Raw genomic sequence first — 15,937 nt, 5'->3', positions numbered from 1 at the left:
GGGAACGATGAATTCTACTCAGGCGCCACCGATCATCTACAACCTGTTTCCGCGTCTGGCCGGCCCTTTCGCGAGCTGGGGCGGGCACCTCGAACGCGCCGCGTCCATGGGATTCAACTGGATTTTCATCAATCCTATTCAGGACTGCGGCTATTCGGGGAGCATGTATGCGATCAAGGACCACTATCGCATTGACGCCCGCTACCTTGATCCCGGCAGCAGCCTCTCCGCCGAAGAGCAGTTCAAAGGGATTTTAGCCCGGGCGCATAGCTTGGGACTGAAGGTTATGCTGGACCTGGTGGTCAACCACACCGCCTTCGATTCTGTTCTTGTCTCCCAACACCCCGACTGGTACAAGCACGACGATGGCGGCCGGCTCGTGCATCCCGGCGCTCCGGACAGCGGCGTCGTGTGGGGCGATCTGGCGTCGCTTGACAACAGGAATGCCCGGGATCGGGACAACCTGTGGCGCTACTGGGAAGATCTCGTCACATACTATCTTTCGCTGGGACTGGATGGCTTTCGCTGCGATGCCGCATATCAAGTCCCCATTCCCCTCTGGCAGCGCATGATCCAAAGGGCACATCAGGTAAATCCGGCGGCGAAGTTTTACGCCGAGACGCTTGGTTGCGATTTCCGGCTATGTATCGAACTGGGCAAAGCCGGCTTCGAATACAACTTCAATAGTTCCAAGTGGTGGAATTTCAGGGACTCCTGGGCGTTGCAGCAGTATGAACAAAACAGGTGCCAGGGATCGCCTTCCATCAGCTTCCCCGATTCCCATGATACGATGCGCCTCGCCGCCGATCTGAACGGGAGTCTGCCGGGGATAAAGATGCGTTACCTCTTTGCCGCCGTCTTTTCCAGCGGCGTCATGATGGTCATAGGGTACGAATTCTGCTTCCGGAACCGGCTGGATGTCGTACAGACGCGCCCGGAGGATTGGGAGCCGGCCCGCTGCGACCTCATCGAGTTCATTCGGAACACAAACGCGCTCAAGGCAGGCTTCCAGGTGTTTGGTGAGGAAAGCCGGATTGACGCCGTGTCATCATCCAATCCTTGGGTGTTTGCGATGAGAAAAACCGCCGCGGACGAACGCCGGCGGGCGCTGGTTTTTCTCAATACGGACCTGGGCGGTTTGCAGCATGTCAGGATCGACAACACCCGGGAGTTGCTCGGGCAGCCGCGTGAAATGAGAGACATCTCCGTGGAGCATGCGCAGTGCAGGGTTCCCGAGGTCTACGAGGCGACGTTGCAGCCCGGGCAAGCGGTCATTCTCTACGGTGAGAGGTGAGCCGCCCTTTCCTGGGGGCCGGCGGCAGCGCACAGCCGGGTCAGCAGGGCTACCAGCTGGATAAGGCTCTCCTGGTCCACCTCACCCATCAAGCAGATTTGGATCCAATTGCGCGCGCGCAGGTACCGGCTCCGGTAGCTCAGCTGGTAACCGGCTTCATTCAGCTTCCTCCCCGCCCATTCCGAGCTGATCGTCTCGGGAAGAACAATTGTGGTCACGGCCGGCGAAGTCGGGGAGGAGGCGCCTATGATCTGAAATCCGGACTTGCGCAACTCGGATCGCAACCAGGAGGACAGCGCGCCAATCGCTTCGAAGCGTCCCGGCTCGAACCGCTGCAAGGCGGTCAGGAGGGCATAGACAAGGTTGGAGGAGGTCGTAAACGGCACGCCTTCACAGGCGGCGTACATCGCCAGGTCCAGGTAGCGCGGCAGTGCGTGCTGCGCCGGCACGACTTCGTGGTTGTAAAACACGATGGCCAAACCGGGGTATGCGGCAAGCCCCTTGCCGCTCACACAGGATGCGAGAAAGGCCTCGCTCAGATCGACCGGGACGGTGCCGACCGAACTGATGCAGTCCAGGCAGAGGCGGATGCCGCGGGGCGCGCACAGCTCGTTGAGCAGCTCGATGTCGTTGAGGATGCCGCTCGATGTCTCACAATGGACGGCCCAAAGCCAATCGATCGCGCGTTTTTCCTTCAACGCCTTCCGTATATCGTCGGGATTAAAAGCCTCCCCCCACTCGGTTCGCAGGGCTTTGAAGCGGAGACGGAAGCGGGTGGCGTGGTCGATGAGCCTGTTGCCAAACTCGCCGTTGCTGAGCACGAGGCCTGATCCGGCAATCAACGAGAGCTGGCCGGCGATCACATCGTTGGCCAAGGTGCCTGAGCCTAAAAGAATCTCGGCGTGCCGTGCGCCTACGAGCCGGCACAGCAACTGCTTAGTCTGGGCAAACTCCTCCATGAAGGCCTTGGATCGATGGGATACGGGTGCCTCGCCGAAGGACTGCCTGACCGGCTGGCTGATGGCCACCGGCCCAGGCAAGAGAGCCACGTGGCCTCGTCCGGGAGAAGGGGGCGGCGCCAAATGCAGGAAGGTTCTGGACCGCGCCTTTAATCCCTGATAGGCATTCAGGGTGAGATACATCGGCTGAAAGAGTGCCTCCCCGGAGCCAACCAGCGGCCCAAAAGGCACGAAACCCAGCTGATGGTACAGCTTCAGTTGCCTGATGGTTCCGGACATGACAGCGAGGTCATAACCGCGGCCCTCGCAGTAATCGCAAACCTTCAGCAAAAGCCCCTGGAAAACCCGGGAATTCCGGTGTTCCCTGTCGACGGCAAGCAGCCGGAGCTCACAGACCGCACGATGTTCGGGAAGGAATGATTCGAGCCCTTCCAGCTTCTGGTCCAGGGAGAAGGGTCGTTTCTCGCGTATGGCTGTCATGCCAAGCACACGATCGCCGCACTTGCAGATCACGTAAGTATTTTCGCCGTGAAACCTGTCCACCAGCAAACGTTCGGCATTGGGTGGGTGCTGCGGAATTTCCACAACGAACGCCTGGTAGTTGAGTTTATGGATCTGTTCGAATTCTGACTGGTCAGTGGCAATCTTGAATGAAAGTGCTCTCGTTTGCGTCATGCCTGCAGTCCTTTCCTGCCGCGCCAGCCGTCGAAAAATGCGCGGATGTTGTCCCTGTGAGCAATCAAAACCAGCAATACGAGTACCACTAGCCCTGCCACCTCAGTCGCCTGGTGATCCAGGAAGAGAGCAACAACGGGAGATACGATCGCGGCAGCCATGAAACTTACAGTTCCGAAGCCGAGCAACGGCCCCAGCAGGGCGATGCCGCCGGTGATCAACGCGAGACGGTAATCGAAGGCCGCCAGAATTCCAAGTCCTGTAGCCAGCCCCTTCCCGCCGTGGAATCCCAACTGTGCCGGCCAAATGTGTCCCGCCATCACGGCGATCATGACGAACACGATACCCCAGGGTGAGAGCCCGAAATGAAATGCGGCCCAGACTGCGAGACCGCCTTTGGCGAAATCGCCGAGCATGGTGGCCCAGAACCCCGCCGCACCGAGAACATTCGCGACATTCGTGCTGCCGGTGCTCCTGCTGTCGATCGTGCGGATATCCTGGCCGGTGCGAAGTCGGACCAGATAGTAACCGGTTGAGAAGCAGCCGAGCGTGTATCCGGCGCATATCAATATCAGTTCTCTGACAGGCCCAGAAAAGGACTCCATGAGGATCCGGCTACCGCTAGAATGATCACGCTCAGGCGAACTCCCGTGCTGTGAGCCCGGGAAAGGCCTTCGATTGGTTCGCGCGTCGTTGCTCGGCCGCCTATTTTACCACCGGACCGCCCCTTACAGCATTAATCAGTTGGAAGGAGTCAAGTCCTGAGGACCTTCCTTATCGCGATCGAAGAACCGCAAAGAGCAGTCCTGTGCGAAAGAGGAAACTCCCAAGATCTGACGCCTCGCGTTCGGATAAGAATTTTGCTTTCTCGGCGTTGACTAATATTTGTTCCTGCCTGAAGATAGCTAGGGAAGCTCATGGGATTTGTGATCGCGGAGGAGTCGGCGTGCGTTTCAGCTGGACACGCTTTAATTTCAGCCGCTGGCAACAATCCGGCAGAGAGTTCCTCAACTATTCGCGATTCATTCTTCCACTGGGCGTCGCGGCCGTGTTGATCACCGTGTTGGGCGTCGGCTGGTATACGCAGCCCGATCGCTACGTGCGCGGCTACCAGCCCGTGCAGCCCATCCCATACTCGCATAAGCTCCATGCCGGCATCCTGAAGATTCCCTGCCTTTACTGCCACTCGGGCGCTTTGAAATCCCGCCTGGCCGAAATCCCGGCCGTCGAAAAGTGCATGAACTGCCACAGGGTGACGAAGACCGACAGCCCGTATATCAAGAAGCTCGCCGCCCTCTATGCTTCGGGTGAGCCGTTGAAATGGCAGCGGGTTCACGCGTTGCCGGATTACGTGTTTTTCGATCACAGACCGCACGTGAGTGCCGGCATTCTCTGCCAGACCTGCCACGGCGAAGTGCAGACCATGGATGTTCTCTATCAGCACATGTCCATGCGCATGAGCAACTGCCTTGGATGCCATCGCGATCCGCACGATGCGCTGCCGGCCGATTCGAAAATAAACCGGGGGCCCGAGAACTGTAACGCATGCCACCGGTAGGCGATACCCACGAGGACGAAGTATCGTGAGCAAGGATTCAACAGATCTGGAATTGCCGGCCCAGGAGCCTCGCCATTACCGCTCTCTCGGCGAGTGGGTCGAACTTGAGCTGGCTGGTGAGTTGGCGGGCGAGCGCCTCGATGAGTTCGCCGCCGATGCCATGCTCGCCATGGAGGTGCCCGCGGACGGCCTCTCGCGCCGCAGATTCCTGAGCCTTCTCTCCGCCTCTGCCGCTCTCGCGCTGGGCACCTCTGCCTGCAGCCGGATCGACCGGGGAAAGATCGTTCCCTACACCAAGAAGCCCGGAGAGGCCATTCCAGGCGTGGCGACGTACTACGCAAGCACCTTCCAGGAAGTCCTCGTTACTCATGGCGTCCTCGTGAAGACACGCGAAGGGAGACCGATCCATCTGGAAGGGAACGCGGAACACGCCATTTCCCGCGGCAAGACCACGCTCAGGGCCCTGGCTGACGTGCTCGGGCTTTATGATCCTGACCGCCTTCGTAATCCTTCCCTCGATGGCGTGCCCTCGACCTGGGAGCAGGCCGAGCAGGAAATTGTGAAGACTCTCAAGGCGGCCCGGGATGCGGAAAAACCGGTGCTTCTGCTCACGGAAGCTGTCGTTTCTCCTACGCGGAAGGCACTTATCGAGGATCTGAAGCGAGTGATGCCGTCGTTGCGCCATGCCTCCTGGGAGCCGGCGGCGCCGCAGCCGGAAATTCTTGCTGCGCGAGCGCTCTACGGCGATTTTGTCCTCCCAAGACTCCGTTTTGATCGCGCAGACGTGATCCTCTCGCTCCAGGCGGATTTTCTCGGCGTCGACGGCAATGCCCCCGCCCTTATTCAGGATTTTGCCGCGCGGCGCGGCATTTCCGGACCGGCCGATCCCATGAACCGCCTGTGGGTCATCGAAGGCTGCATGACCCTTACAGGCGCCAACGCAGATCAACGCCTGCAAGTCCGGCCCTCGCAAATCGCCCCGCTGGTTTTTGCGCTGGCCCGCTACCTGAACGCGTTGTACAGCGTGCCTCTTCCCAACGGGGTGACTGCCGACATCCTGCAGCCTTTTGATCTGGACTCGCTTGCCAAGGATCTCGGAGTCGAGACGACCGTGCTGAGAACACTGGCTGGGGACTTGAAGCGGGCAGGGAAGGCGGCCCTGGTGCTCGCCGGCCCGGCCATTCCCCAAGAAGCGCACGTGGCCTGCCAGTTGCTGAATGTCATGCTGGGTGCGGAGGGGCACACCGTGGATGCCACCCTTGCTTCGCCGAGTCCCGAGCTATTGACTTTTGGCGGTTTGCAGGAGCTTCTCAAGGTAGCCGCGCGGGGAGAGTTTGCGGCTGCCATCTTCTGGGACACCAATCCGGCGTTCTCATTCCCCCAGACGACTGCCTGGAAGAGCGCTGCGGCGAAAATCCCCATGAAGATCCGGATGGGCCTTTACGAGGACGAAACGGCGCTCGACTGTCATTGGCGGCTTGCAGAGCATCACTGGCTCGAGGCCTGGGGGGATTTCGAGCCCGCCGCGGATCTTCTCAGCCTGCGCCAGCCTGCCATGGGGGCTCTCCACAACACACGGCAAGGCGAAGACATTCTGCTCTCCTGGTTGCGCTCCCTAGGAGTCGAGAGACCCCCTAACTACCTGGATTACATGAAGGCCAGGTGGCAAAGGGAAGTCTATCCGTCCGAAAGCCCTGTGCCTTTTGAATCCTTTTGGGATGCGGCGCTGCACGACGGCGTGCTCAGGCGCGAGGCCAAGGCGGGGCCGCCGCGCGTTCCACGCGCCGGAGCCGTCGTGGAGGCCGTGAATGCGGCCATCGCGAGCAGGGTTACCGCCGGCTCATTGGAGCTGGTGCTCCTGCAGGATCCGGGAGCCTACGATGGGCGTTATGCGAACAACGGGTGGCTCAATGAGCTGCCCAATCCCGTGACCAAGGCAACGTGGGGCAATCCAATTCTTATTTCTATTTCCGATGCCGAACGACTCGGACTCCATGACGAGGACGTTGTAAAGATCACTGCAGGCACAGAGAGCCTGGCGGTCCCGGTCATTATCCAGCCGGGACAGGCCCCTGGGGTTGCGAGTCTTGCTGTGGGATATGGCCGGAGCACGGGGAACGTGGCGACGGGTGTGGGCGCGAACGCTTATCCATTAATGGACGTGTTTTCTTCATCCCCGCACCTGCGCAGAGCCGTGACCATAGAAGGCACTGGGGGACATCGTGCGGTACCGAGGACCCAAGAGCACTTCCGCATGGAAGGCCGCAATCCGGCGCGCTCATGGACCCTCGCGGAGTATACCCGGCAGGTCAAAGGCGAGGGCGCAAAGAAACAGGAGCGGGAGCTGATCTCGCTCATTCCCGCACAGAAGTTCACCGAGCACAAGTGGGGGATGGCCATCGACCTCTCGGCCTGCGTCGGCTGCAGCGCCTGCCTCATTGCCTGCCAGTCGGAAAACAACATCGCCGTCGTCGGGCCGCAGCGCGTCCACAAGAGCAGGGAGATGCACTGGATCCGGATCGACCGCTATTACGAAGGGGACCCGAAGGATCCCTCCGTGATCCACCAGCCTGTCCTCTGCCAACACTGCGATGACGCACCTTGCGAAGTCGTTTGTCCCGTTAACGCGACAACGCACAGTCCCGATGGCCTAAACCAGATGGCTTACAACCGGTGCGTGGGCACGCGCTACTGCTCGAACAACTGTCCCTACAAGGTCCGGCGCTTCAATTTCTTTGACTACACCTCATTCATCAAGGATCCCGCGAGGCTGGTGTTCAATCCAGAAGTGACCGTGCGTCCGCGCGGCGTCATGGAAAAATGCACTTTCTGCATCCAGCGCATTCAGGATGTACGGCAGAGGGCCAACGTCGAAGGCCGTTCCATCCGGGACGGGGAGATCATGCCGGCATGCGCCGTGGCGTGCCCCGCGGAGGCGATCGTGTTCGGTGACTTGAACGATTCCCAAAGCAAAGTATCCAAAATGTCCAGGATGGATCGCGGCTATAAGATGCTCACAGAGCTTGGCGTCAAGCCGTCGGTGACCTACCTCATGGACATTTCCAACCCTGTAACCAGAAAAGGCAAGGCATGAATTCCGAAGTCGTCTCTTCGCCCGGTGAAATGCTGCCCGAGATGCTGAGGACTCAGCCCGTCCTGATCGGTTCGGTCAGACCCGGGGACCTCGACGACCAGGTGCTCAGTCCGGTCGAGCGCAAACCGCCGCGCGCCTGGTTCATTGCCTTTGCATGCACCTCCACCGTCATGCTCGTGGGCGTTGCTCTGATGGGATACACCGTCGCCACGGGGATCGGCGTCTGGGGGAACAACATTCCCGTAGCCTGGGCCTTCGCCATCATCAATTTCGTGTTCTGGATCGGGATCGGCCATGCGGGCACCTTGATCTCCGCCATCCTGCTCCTGTTCCGGGCGCGGTGGCGCAATGCCATCTCCAGGTTCGCCGAAGCGATGACGATCTTCGCCGTCATGGTTGCCGGCATATTCCCGATCCTGCATGTCGGGAGGCCGTGGATCGCCTTCTGGCTCTTCCCATATCCGAACCAGCGTGGTATCTGGCCGAATTTCCGCTCTCCGCTGATGTGGGATGTGTTTGCAGTGAGCACGTATTTCAGCGTTTCTCTTCTTTTCTGGTACCTGGGGCTGGTGCCCGATTTCGCTTCGCTGCGAGACCGCACAAAGAGCGGGATCCGGAAGTTCTTTTACGCGATGCTGTCGGTCGGGTGGCGCGGGTCATCTACCCACTGGGTGCATTTCGAGAGGGCATACCTGATCATCGCCGGGATCGCCACAGGGCTTGTTTTATCCGTACACAGCGTGGTGTCGTTCGATTTCGCTGTGTCCCTGGTCCCCGGCTGGCACATGACGATCTTCCCACCCTATTTCGTGACCGGCGCCATTTTTGCGGGTTTCGCGATGGTGGTAATGGCCATGGTGGTCGTACGCGAGACGATGAGCCTGAAGCACATCATCACGATGTATCACCTTGAGGTGATGAACAAGATCATCCTGACCTGTTCCTGCCTGATGGGCTACGCCTATCTCATGGAGGGATGGACCGCCTGGTACAGCATGAACCCATATGTCCACCACACCTTCTGGGCCTACATTGCCGGGACCTATGCCTGGGCAGGCTGGCTGACGATTTCCTGCAATGTCATGATCCCGCAGCTCCTGTGGGTGCGTCGGTTCCGCCGCAGCTACCCGGCCATGATCTTCGTGGCGCTCGCGGTGACCACCGGCATGTGGTTCGAGCGCTTCGTGATCATCGTGAGCTCGCTGCACCAGGATTACATGCCCTCGGCCTGGTACGTCTACAAGCCCACACTGGTGGACATCGGAATCCTCCTCGGATCCTTCGGCCTCTTCTTCACCCTGGTGCTGCTCTTTGCCAGAGTCCTGCCCGTGATTGCCACCAGCGAGACCAAGAGCGCGCTCCCGGGGGCGCAGCCCCGGCATGCGGGGGGCGCCTATGAGTAATACGACATTCTCCGTCCTCGGGATCTTCGACAGCTCGCAGCAGTTGGTGGATGCTATACCGGCCGTCAAAGCCAAGGTGTCGGGACGCCTCGAGACCTACACCCCCTACCCGATTCATGGGATTGATAAGCTGCTCGGGCTGAGGAAGTCGCCCGTCGGGGGAATGATCTTTATCATGGGATTGATTGGCGCCATCTCGGCCTTGGCATTTGAGCTCTGGACCGAAGGGATGGACTACCCGCTGGTGACGGCCGGGAAGCCCGTTTTTTCCTGGCAGGCTTTCATCCCGATCATGTTTGAAGTGACGGTTCTTTTTGCCTGCTTTACCTCGGGATTAGGGATGCTCTTCCTTCTGAACCGGCTCCCCTTTTTCCGCCACCCCATGCTGCGCTCGAAGTCGATGCCGTTGATCACCCGGGATAAGTTCGCTCTGGCCGTCGAGGCGGACGGGCAGGCCCTCGATGTCGATGTCATCACGGCCGCGCTCCGTGAATCGGGAGCTCAGGCGATCGAAGTTATTGAGCAACCTGGTCCGCTCGGTCTCATTTCCCCAAATTTTCTGACGAGAGTCGTCTTTGGGATCGCAATCTCCTGCTTCGCGGCCGGCTATCTCACGTACTGGGGAGTCAAGTTGTTCCCCATCACCATTCCCATGGTGAACATGCTCGATCAACCGCGACTGGATCCCCAGCATGAGGACGGTTATTTCAACGACGACTTCGGCATGCGCATGCCCGTTGCCGGAACCATCCCGCGCGGCGCGCTGCCGTTTTCCGTTCGAAGCCAGGAAGATGCGGTGGTGCTGGGGAACCCGCTGCCTGCAACCGAACCCGTCCTGAAGAAAGGCCGGCAGGCATTCAATGCCCACTGTGCCGTGTGCCACGGGATTCTCGGAGACGGCAGGCCCTCGCTCACCCCTGCCTATGGCGCCAAGCCCGCCAATCTTGTGGCCGACAAGATCCGGGAATATCCTGATGGCGAGATTTACTTCGTCATCATGATGGGCAAGAACGCCATGCCCTCCTATGCCGCGGATTTAAACGAGGACGAGCGCTGGTCGGTCGTGCGTTACGTGCGCGTGCTGCAGCGCGCACTCAATGCCAAGGATACGGACATCCCAAAGGAGACTCGGAAGTGAACGAGAGCGGCGTGACGAAAATGTTCGCCTTGGGAGCGGTCGCCGGACTTGGGGGAGTTCTGGCCACGGGTTTTGCCGTCGGTTGGGAACGATTCTGGGTCAATTGGATTTTCTGGTTTTTGTTTGTGCTGACGATCGGACTCGGCTGCCTGTTCATTGTTGCCCTGGAGCATGTGGTGGGCGCCAAGTGGAGTGTGCCGCTGCGCCGGGTCCCCGAGAGATTGTCGAGCCTGGCGCTGCTGATGGGACCTGCGCTGCTGTTGGCGCTGCTCTCGCTGCCGATTCTGTACCCGTGGACCAGGCCCGAAGCTCAGGCCGATCCGATCATCGCGGGCAAAGCGGCCTGGCTCAACGTGCCATTTTTCGTTGTGCGCGTGCTGGCATGCATCTGCCTCTGGATTCTCGCGTACAGGGTTCTTGTGAGCGGATCGATCCGGCAGGATCGTGAGAAGGATCCTCGGTTCAACGTGCGTGCCCGTCGCTTTGCCCCTGTTTTCATCGTCATTTTCGGAATCACAATTACAGTTGTGGCCTTTGACTGGATCTCGGGTTTGGAGCCGGCGTGGTACAGCGATGTGTTCGGTGTCTACATCTTTGCCGGCACGTTTCTCGCCGGTCTGGCGGCCACGACGCTGGCAGTCCTCTATCTACGCGGCCGGGGGAAACTCCCCGGTGTCGAGCCGGACCACATCTACAACCTTGGTGGTTTCCTGTTTGCTTTTACCGTGTTCTGGGCCTACATCGGCTTTGCCCAGTATCTGCTCATGTGGTACGCGAACATGCCCGAGGAAGTCTTCTGGTACCAGGAGCGCCTGCAAGGGCTCTGGGGATCTCTTGTTCTCGTGCTCGCCGTCTTTCATTTCTTTATCCCGTTTCTGGTACTCATCCCGCGCATCGCTAAGACCGAACCCAAGCGTCTCGTTTGGGTCGCTGTGCTGATGCTGCTGGCGCACTGGCTTGACCTTTACTGGATGATCTTTCCTGTTCTCGGGAAAGGACCTTTTTTCAGCTGGCCTGAGTTGTCCTTTGCCCTGTTTTTCATATGCGCGAGCCTCCTGTGGTTCCGGCGCCTGATGAGCCGCGGCGCCGCCATGCCGGTGGGAGATCCATTCCTTCGGGAAGGCCTGGAGTTCCGCCTATGATTGAGAAATACGTCAACGCGGAAGAACTCAGGCGCCTGCTGGCGACGCTGGTTGTAGTTATGGCGGCGCTGGCCATCGCCGGCCTTTTTGCCATGATCGTCGTGCCTGGGCTGCGTAACGCCAACAAACCGGAAACTCCCACACCCGTGAACCCCGTCGTGGGGGAGCCGGGCTGGCTCGATCCGACCGAGTTCCCGCCTGAGAGAGGGAGGGTGATTCCCCCGGTGGATCCCGCAACCCTGATCGCGCCGTCCGCGGCGTTGATGACCAGAGGAAAGGAACTTTTCGCCGCCAATTGCGTGTCCTGCCACGGCGAGCAAGGGCATGGCGACGGGCCCGCGTCCGTGACCATGAATCCGCGGCCGCGCAACTTCACAAATCCCAGCGGTTGGACGAACGGCTACGACCTTCCGGCGGTCTACAAGACCGTGAGCACTGGCGTGCCGGGCACATCCATGGCATCGTTTGATTATCTGTCCCGGAAAGACCGTATGGCCTTGGCACATTACGTTCAATCTCTGGGCGCGTTTTCGCATGGGACGGGGAGCCCGGAGGCTCTGGCGGCTCTGTCGAAAGTCCTCGCGGCGCCCGGAGAGAAGACACCCAACAAGATTCCCGTGAGTATGGCCATGGCCAAATTGGAAGAGGAATTCAAGGCTCCTCCACAGCTTGCGGTCGCGCCCGAGGATCACAGCCCTGGTGCGGAGATTTTCCGCAAGGTGATCCGGAATCCCATTCGAGCTGCTCAGACTCTGGCCGGACCTGAAAACTGGCGGAAGGGCCCCGCGGAACTCGCGGCCGCCGTTTTGCCCGATGCCCCAGGCAACGGATTCGCTTTGAGCGCGGCAACCCTGACCGCGGGGGAGTGGAAGGAACTCCACGCCGAGCTCGTCAGGCTGGCAGCAAAGTGAGTCTATCGTGACCGTGATTGTGGTTGTGATCGATGCGTGGAGGAGAATTGAGGGATCGTGGTGAAGTAAAAGGGCACCGAAAAGCCGACCACGATCACGACCACGATCACGATCACGATGGGAAAGCGATGCGATGGGAGGGAGAAGAGGACGAAGCTATGGTTGATGGGGCGCGGACAGGATTCAGCCACGAAAAACTAGATGTCTATAGACTCGCGATTGAATACTGCAAGTGGGCTTTTTTGATCGCGGAGCGACTGGTTGGGAAACACAGGCATGCTCGGGATCAATTGCTGCGGGCAGCACAGTCAATTCCGCTCAACATCGCGGAAGGGAACGGGCGAGCAACGGATGCGGACCGACATCATTTCTTCTCAATTGCTCGCGGTTCAGCGCTAGAGTGTGCAGCACTGCAGGATGTCCTGGATGCCTGCCGGGCTATCCAACCCAAGGAGAATCAGGCAGGGAAGGACCACTTATTCCGGATTGTGGCAATGCTGACCAAGATGGGAGGTCGTGGCTATTCCGTCAGCGAGGAGCCGATGTTATTTGGCCAGGCCGACTAGCCAAACCTCGCGATCGTGATCGTGGTCGTGATCGTGATCGGTTTTTTGCCGGGGGTTGAAGGAGCGATTCGCAATACATGAGCACGGAAACACTCATCGCAGTTACAACTGGGGCGCAGAAGAGAAAAACCATCGTCATGTGCCTGATTCGATACTGCCTGCTATTGGCTACAGTCTTTGCCTCCGTGCTGGGCTCGGGCGCAGCGGTCTGTGTGCGGGCGCAGGGGGGTGCTGCGGGCGAACCCGGCATCAATGAGAAGCTCGGGGCGCAGGTTTCCCTCGGCGTCCCGCTGAAGGACGAGGAGGGGAGGGACGTTACGTTGCACGGGCTCATCGACAAACCCACGATCCTCACGCTTAATTACTTCACCTGCACCGGGATTTGCTCCCCGCTATTGAATGGGCTGGTCGATGCCATCAATGAACTCGGGCTCGAGCCCGGCAAGGACTACCAGGTCATCACCGTGAGCTTCGATCCCAAGGACACGCCCGAAGTGGCCTTCCAGAAGCGTATCAACTACCTGAAGCAGATGAAGCGGCCGTTTCCCCCGCAGGCCTGGCGCTTCCTGACCGGGAGCGCCCAAGCCACGAAGGCAGTGACCGATTCCGTGGGTTTCATCTTCCGTCCGGCGGGAAACGGGTATGTCCACGCGGGCGCGATCCTAGTGCTTACGCGCGAGGGGATCGTGAGCCGGTACCTGTACGGCATCAGCTTCCTTCCCGCAGATGTTCAGATGGCGCTTCAGGAGGCCGCGGCCGGGCAGGTGCGGCCGACGATATCGAGAGTTCTGGCCTTCTGCTACAGCTACGACCCCCAAGGCCGACGCTACGTGCTCAACATCACCCGTGTGACGGGCGCGGCCATTCTGGTCTTTGCGGCCGTATTCGTGGTATTCGTCTTGAAGGGAAGGTCTCGCGGCAACAAAGAAAAAACGAGGTCGTCAGCATGACTACTCTAGCTCAGGGTGAGGCTCCCGCATACCGGAGCTTCCTGGATGCAAGTGACCGCAGGGGTATCCTGGCATGGATTCTCTCCACGGATCACAAGAGGATCGGCATCCTTTACCTTGCCAGCATGGTCAGCCTCTTTCTCGTGGCGATGACCATCGGCGTCCTGATGAGGATCGAGCAACTCTCCACGGCTCACCCCCTCTTCCCGCCAGCCGTCTACAACGCATTCTTCACCGTGCATGGCGTCATCATGATCTTCATGTTCGTGCTCCCCGGCGCTTCGGCTGTTTTCGGCAATTTTTTCCTTCCGATCATGATCGGCGCGCGCGACGTGGCCTTTCCCCGCCTGAACCTGATGTCCTGGTATTTTTTTATCACGGGGGCGTTGGTCGTGATCACCTCGCTCTTTACCGGCAATGGCCCGCCCGACGCGGGATGGACATTCTATGTGCCTTTCAGCCTGCGGACGGGGACGAACATACCTATGGGGGTGTTCGGCGTGTTCCTCCTCGGGTTCTCTTCGATCCTGACGGGCATCAACTTCGTCACCACGGTGCACCGCCTGCGCGCGCCGGGAATGAACTGGCATCGCATGCCGCTCTTCGTCTGGGCCACCTATGCAACGGCCTGGGTCCAGGTGCTCGCGACCCCGATCATAGGAATCACGTTGCTGCTGGTGATCGCAGAGCGCATTTTCGGGATCGGCGTCTTTGACCCGGCCAAAGGCGGCGATCCGCTTCTGTACCAGCACCTCTTCTGGATCTATTCGCACCCTGCGGTCTACATCATGATCCTGCCCGCGATGGGCGCCATCACCGAGGTCATCCCCACCTTTGCCCACAGGACGATCTTCGGCTATAAGGCGATCGCATATTCTTCGATCGGCATTGCGGCGCTAGGATCCCTCGTATGGGGGCATCACATGTTCACGAGCGGCATGGGGGATGCGGCAAACGTCATGTTTTCGCTCTTCACCTTCCTCGTGGCCGTTCCGAGCGCAATCAAGGTCTTCAACTGGACTTCAACCCTTTACAAGGGGGCCATTGAACTCAAACCACCCATGATCTTCGCGCTCACCTTCATATTCCTCTTCTCCATCGGCGGGCTGACCGGGCTCATCCAGGGTGCGCTCAACGTCAACGTTCACCTCCACGACACATACTGGATCGTGGGGCACTTTCACTACGTCATGTTCGGCGGCACCGGCATGGGCTTTTTCGCCGCCCTGCTCTACTGGTTTCCCAAGATGTTCGGGAAGATGTACAACGAGAGGGTGGCCACGATCGCCTGGTTCCCGATCATAATCGGCTTCAACATGCTCTATGGCGGCATGCTGGTCCTGGGCTACATGGGGATGCCGCGCCGCTATTACACCCACCTGCCCCAGTACCACACGGGTCATATCATCGCATCCATAGGCGGCTTCATCATGGCGGCCGGCCTCGTCCTGTTTTTCGCAAACCTCATCGTTGCCCTCTTCAGAGGGAAGAAGGCCGAGGCGAATCCCTGGGGAGGCGTGACCCTCGAATGGCAGACTCCGTCGCCGCCGCCGCTGGAAAACTTTGCAGAACCCCCGACGATCACCGAACGACCCTATATATTCAACCCGGAGGCGGCAAAATGAGCAGCGTTCCAGCCCACGCGCATCCGGTCCACAAGGATTACCAGGGCGCCAAGTTCGGCATGTGGCTTTTCCTGTTTACCGAGATACTTCTCTTTGGGGGCTTGTTCCTGCTTTATTCCGCCTACCGGGCAAAGTATCCGCTTGATTTTCACATCGGCGGCCAGCATCTCAACACGTTCATCGGGGTTGCCAACACGGTGATATTGCTTACGAGCAGCCTGACGGTGGCCGTGGCCATCTCCGCGATCCAGAAGGGCAACAGGAAGCTGACTATGGTGTGCCTGGGGACCACGATCGCCTTCGCCCTCATGTTCCTGCTGAACAAATACATCGAGTGGATGGAGGAGATCCGGCGCGGCATCTATCCCAACGGGCCGGCGCTGCTCAAACTCCCCGACGGGGAGAAGATCTTTTATGGGCTTTACTACAGCATGACCGGCCTGCACGGCTTGCATGTTCTGGCCGGCGTCATTGCGTTGTCGATCACCCTGGACTTTGTCCGCAGGGACAAGATCACGAGCACCGACTTCAACAAGCTCGAGAACGTCGGGCTTTACTGGCATCTGGTTGATGTGATCTGGATCTTCCTCTTGCCTCTTTTGTATCTGGCGGCTTGATGGAG

General features: G+C 59.5%; 13 protein-coding genes. 11 read left to right on the top strand and 2 right to left on the bottom strand.

Going from position 1 to position 15,937, the window contains the following annotated elements; all coding sequences use genetic code 11:
- The first annotated feature begins 7 nt into the window (after positions 1-7).
- Positions 8-1,294: an alpha-amylase gene (locus LAP85_14150; protein MBZ5497540.1), complete on the top strand. Its 1,287-nt coding sequence runs from the start codon at positions 8-10 to the stop codon at positions 1,292-1,294.
- Here the strand turns inward: LAP85_14150 and LAP85_14145 are convergent.
- Complete coding sequence (locus LAP85_14145) at positions 1,279-2,928, bottom strand: aminotransferase class V-fold PLP-dependent enzyme (GenBank protein ID MBZ5497539.1); 1,650 nt, start codon at positions 2,926-2,928, stop codon at positions 1,279-1,281. The genes LAP85_14150 and LAP85_14145 overlap by 16 nt on opposite strands.
- Entirely contained in the window at positions 2,925-3,497 is a 573-nt protein-coding gene (locus LAP85_14140) for a glycerol-3-phosphate acyltransferase (protein MBZ5497538.1), read from the bottom strand. The genes LAP85_14145 and LAP85_14140 overlap by 4 nt, the downstream gene beginning before the upstream one ends.
- Before the next feature lie 377 nt (positions 3,498-3,874).
- Between LAP85_14140 and LAP85_14135 the strand changes: the two genes are divergently transcribed.
- The 10 genes from LAP85_14135 (at position 3,875) to LAP85_14090 (ending at position 15,932) form a co-directional block, all read left to right on the top strand.
- Entirely contained in the window at positions 3,875-4,486 is a 612-nt protein-coding gene (locus LAP85_14135) for a cytochrome c family protein (protein ID MBZ5497537.1), read from the top strand.
- A 25-nt stretch (positions 4,487-4,511) separates the two neighbouring features.
- Complete coding sequence (locus LAP85_14130; protein MBZ5497536.1) at positions 4,512-7,580, top strand: 4Fe-4S dicluster domain-containing protein; 3,069 nt, start codon at positions 4,512-4,514, stop codon at positions 7,578-7,580.
- A 29-nt stretch (positions 7,581-7,609) separates the two neighbouring features.
- Positions 7,610-8,983, top strand: coding sequence for a polysulfide reductase NrfD (gene nrfD, locus LAP85_14125; GenBank protein ID MBZ5497535.1), 1,374 nt, complete (start codon positions 7,610-7,612; stop codon positions 8,981-8,983).
- Positions 8,976-10,121, top strand: coding sequence for a DUF3341 domain-containing protein (locus LAP85_14120; protein ID MBZ5497534.1), 1,146 nt, complete (start codon positions 8,976-8,978; stop codon positions 10,119-10,121). The genes nrfD and LAP85_14120 overlap by 8 nt, the downstream gene beginning before the upstream one ends.
- Positions 10,118-11,263, top strand: coding sequence for a quinol:cytochrome C oxidoreductase (locus LAP85_14115; protein ID MBZ5497533.1), 1,146 nt, complete (start codon positions 10,118-10,120; stop codon positions 11,261-11,263). The genes LAP85_14120 and LAP85_14115 overlap by 4 nt, the downstream gene beginning before the upstream one ends.
- The gene (locus LAP85_14110; GenBank protein MBZ5497532.1) at positions 11,260-12,174 is read left to right on the top strand and encodes a c-type cytochrome; all 915 of its coding nucleotides are present in this window, start codon (positions 11,260-11,262) and stop codon (positions 12,172-12,174) included. The genes LAP85_14115 and LAP85_14110 overlap by 4 nt, the downstream gene beginning before the upstream one ends.
- 158 nt (positions 12,175-12,332) lie before the next feature.
- Positions 12,333-12,740, top strand: a complete 408-nt coding sequence (locus LAP85_14105) for a four helix bundle protein (protein ID MBZ5497531.1) — start codon at positions 12,333-12,335, stop codon at positions 12,738-12,740.
- Between the two features lie 77 nt (positions 12,741-12,817).
- Entirely contained in the window at positions 12,818-13,690 is an 873-nt protein-coding gene (locus LAP85_14100; protein ID MBZ5497530.1) for an SCO family protein, read from the top strand.
- Positions 13,687-15,315, top strand: coding sequence for a cbb3-type cytochrome c oxidase subunit I (locus tag LAP85_14095; GenBank protein ID MBZ5497529.1), 1,629 nt, complete (start codon positions 13,687-13,689; stop codon positions 15,313-15,315). Before LAP85_14100 ends, LAP85_14095 begins: the two co-directional genes overlap by 4 nt.
- Positions 15,312-15,932 carry a cytochrome c oxidase subunit 3 gene (locus LAP85_14090; GenBank protein ID MBZ5497528.1) on the top strand — a complete coding sequence of 207 codons (621 nt, stop codon included), beginning with the start codon at positions 15,312-15,314 and terminating at the stop codon, positions 15,930-15,932. Before LAP85_14095 ends, LAP85_14090 begins: the two co-directional genes overlap by 4 nt.
- The last annotated feature ends 5 nt before the right edge of the window (positions 15,933-15,937 follow it).

The sequence above is a fragment of the Terriglobia bacterium genome, from assembly GCA_020072565.1.
Taxonomy (GTDB): domain Bacteria; phylum Acidobacteriota; class UBA6911; order UBA6911; family UBA6911; genus JAFNAG01.
The sequence above is the reverse complement of the archived record's forward strand: the minus strand, read 5'-3'. Positions and strand labels throughout refer to the sequence as shown.

Excerpts from the sequence above, each read along its gene's own strand:
- LAP85_14150 (MBZ5497540.1), top strand. The coding sequence starts at position 8 with ATGAATTCTACTCAGGCGCCACCGATCATCTACAACCTGTTTCCGCGT.
- LAP85_14145 (MBZ5497539.1), bottom strand. The coding sequence starts at position 2,928 with ATGACGCAAACGAGAGCACTTTCATTCAAGATTGCCACTGACCAGTCA.
- nrfD (MBZ5497535.1), top strand. The coding sequence starts at position 7,610 with ATGCTGCCCGAGATGCTGAGGACTCAGCCCGTCCTGATCGGTTCGGTC.
- LAP85_14120 (MBZ5497534.1), top strand. The coding sequence starts at position 8,976 with ATGAGTAATACGACATTCTCCGTCCTCGGGATCTTCGACAGCTCGCAG.
- LAP85_14110 (MBZ5497532.1), top strand. The coding sequence starts at position 11,260 with ATGATTGAGAAATACGTCAACGCGGAAGAACTCAGGCGCCTGCTGGCG.
- LAP85_14105 (MBZ5497531.1), top strand. The coding sequence starts at position 12,333 with ATGGTTGATGGGGCGCGGACAGGATTCAGCCACGAAAAACTAGATGTC.
- LAP85_14100 (MBZ5497530.1), top strand. The coding sequence starts at position 12,818 with ATGAGCACGGAAACACTCATCGCAGTTACAACTGGGGCGCAGAAGAGA.
- LAP85_14095 (MBZ5497529.1), top strand. The coding sequence starts at position 13,687 with ATGACTACTCTAGCTCAGGGTGAGGCTCCCGCATACCGGAGCTTCCTG.
- LAP85_14090 (MBZ5497528.1), top strand. The coding sequence starts at position 15,312 with ATGAGCAGCGTTCCAGCCCACGCGCATCCGGTCCACAAGGATTACCAG.